Genomic DNA, 2,564 nt, shown 5'->3' with positions numbered 1-2,564 from the left:
GGGCAGCCGTGGTTGGCGGATCATGTGGTGGCGGGGCGGGTGATTGTGCCGGGTGCTGCGCTGGTCGAGATGGTGGTGCGGGCCGGTGATGAGGCTGGCTGCGGGCGGGTCGAGGAACTCGTCATGGAGTCGCCGTTGGTGCTGTTGGCTGGGGGCGGGGTGCGGGTGCAGGTGACGGTGGATGGGCCGGATGAGGCCGGTCGTCGTGCGGTCGCCGTTTATGCCCAGGCCGAGGATGCCTCGCTTGAGGACGCGTGGGTGCGGCATGCGGCAGGTGTTCTGGCCCCGGCGGACTTCGTGGGCGAGGCCGCTGACAGTGGTCTGACGCAGTGGCCGCCTGTTGGTGCTGTTGCGGTGGATCTGGACGGCTTCTATCCGGCACTGGCGGATGGCGGTCTTGCCTATGGTCCGGTGTTCCAGGGGACACGTGCGGCTTGGCGACGCGGCGAGGAGCTGTACGCCGAAGTCGCCCTGCCCGAGGGCGTGAGCGCGGATGACTTCGGTGTGCATCCGGCACTGCTGGACGCCGCCTTGCACGTGATCGTAGGTACTGCGGAACACAGGGACGGGCCCGAGATCCCGTTTGCGTGGAGTGATGTGGTGGTGCATGCCTCGGGTGCGTCGGTGGCTCGGGTGTGGGTGGTTCCGGCTGAGGTCGGTGAGGGTGTGTCGGTGACGTTGGCTGACGCTGCGGGTGGGTTGATCGCGTCGGTGGGTTCGTTGGTCTTGCGGCCGTTCGCTGCTGGTGCGGTGCCGGGGCGTGATGGCTTGTTCGGGGTGGAGTGGGTGTCGACTGGGGCTGTGGCTGAGTCTGTTGTTGGGGCTGAGCTGGTGGAGTTGGGTGTTGAGGGTGTGGGTGGGTTGGTGGCGTCGGTGGAGGCGGGTGCCGGGGTTCCGCCGGTTGTGGTGATGCGGGTGGCGCCGGAGCCGGAGGGTGGGGATGTTCCGGGTGCGGCTCGGGGTGTGGTGGCGAGTGTGCTGGGTGTGGTGCAGGAGTGGCTGGCGCACGAAGTGCTGGCGGGATCACGGCTGTTGGTGGTGACTGAGGGTGCCGTGGATGCGGGTGGTGAGGGTTCGGTGGGGGTTGTGGTTGGTGGGGTGTGGGGTTTGGTGCGGGTGGCGCAGTCGGAGAATCCGGGTCGGTTTGTGTTGGCGGATGTGGATGATCTGTCGGCGGATGGGGTTGTGGAGTGGCTGCGTGCGGGTGTGGGGACAGGTGAGCCGGAGTTTGCGGTGCGGTCGGGTCGGGTGCGGGTGCCACGGCTGACGCGGGTGACGGGTGGGGTGTCGGCCCCGGCGATTTCGGCAGAGCCGGGCGGCACGGTGTTGGTGACGGGTGCGTCGGGTGCGTTGGGCGGTTTGGTGGCCCGGCACCTGGCGCAGACGGGCCGGGCCGAGCGGCTGCTGCTGGTCTCACGCAGTGGGCCGACCGCATTCGGTGTGGCCTCCCTGGTGGCGGAGTTGGCCAGCAGTGGGGCCAGTACGCAAGTGATGGCCTGTGACGCGGCTGATCGCGAGCAGCTGGCCGGGGTGCTGGCCGGGGTGCCGTTGACCGGGGTCGTTCACGCGGCCGGGATCGTGGACGATGGCCTCGCCACGGCCATGACGTCGGAGCGTATGGAGGCGGTGCTGCGGCCGAAGGTCGACGCGGCCTGGAACCTCCACGAACTGACGTGTGATCTGGATCTTGATTCTTTCGTCCTGTTTTCGTCGGTGGCCGGTGTCTGGGGTAATCCGGGCCAGGCCAACTACGCGGCGGGCAACACCTTCCTGGATGCTCTCGCCGGCCACCGACACCAGCAGGGCCTGCCTGCGGTGTCCCTCGCTTGGGGGCCGTGGGAGTACGGGATGGCGAGTGGGCTCACCGATTCGGACTGGCGGCGGTTGTCTCGTCAGGGTTTGAAGCCGCTGTCTGTGGCGGACGGGCTCGCTCTGTTGGACGCGGCTGCTGATGCTGCCGGTCCTTTGCTGGTGACGGCTCGGCTGGACCTGGCGGCGATACGCGAATCTTCCGAGGTCCCGCCGTTCCTGTCCGGCCTTGTGCGCAAGAGTTCGCCCGCTCGTCGTGCGGTCGGTCAGGTCACCTCAGAGGCGAAGAACGCGCTGGCTGCTCGTCTGGCCGCGTTGACCCCGGCCGAACAACGGGATGTCGTACGGGACTTGGTCCTGACGCAGGCTGCCCTGGTGTTGGGCATGCCGGGGCCCGAAGCAGTTGAACCGGGTCGCTCTTTCCGTGAGGCAGGTTTCGATTCGCTCACTGCTGTGGAGCTGCGTGGCCGACTGAACAACGCCACGGGCCTGCGCCTGCCGACGACGGTCGCGTTCGACTATCCGACTCCCGTGGCGCTGACCGGGTTCGTGCTGGCTGAGTTGCGCGGTGAGTCCAGCGTGACCGGTGGCTTGTCGGCGGGTTCGGTGGTGCCGGTTGGTGATGAGCGTTTGGTGATCGTGGGGATGGGGTGTCGTTTTCCGGGTGGTGTGTCGTCTCCGGGTGAGTTCTGGAAGTTGTTGGAGGAGGGCGGGGACGCGGTCGGGGTGTTTCCTGCGGACCGGGGTTGGGCTAC

The 2,564-nt window shown here is 68.0% G+C and carries 1 protein-coding gene; it reads left to right on the top strand.

Annotation, left to right across the window (positions count from 1 at the left end; genetic code table 11):
• A partial coding sequence (locus tag ACIBCK_RS39145) for an SDR family NAD(P)-dependent oxidoreductase (RefSeq protein WP_399398150.1) occupies positions 1-2,564 on the top strand: 2,564 nt, incomplete at both ends.

The sequence above is a fragment of the Streptomyces sp. NPDC051218 genome (assembly GCF_044455475.1).
Lineage (GTDB): Bacteria > Actinomycetota > Actinomycetes > Streptomycetales > Streptomycetaceae > Streptomyces.
The sequence above is the reverse complement of the archived record's forward strand: the minus strand, read 5'-3'. Positions and strand labels throughout refer to the sequence as shown.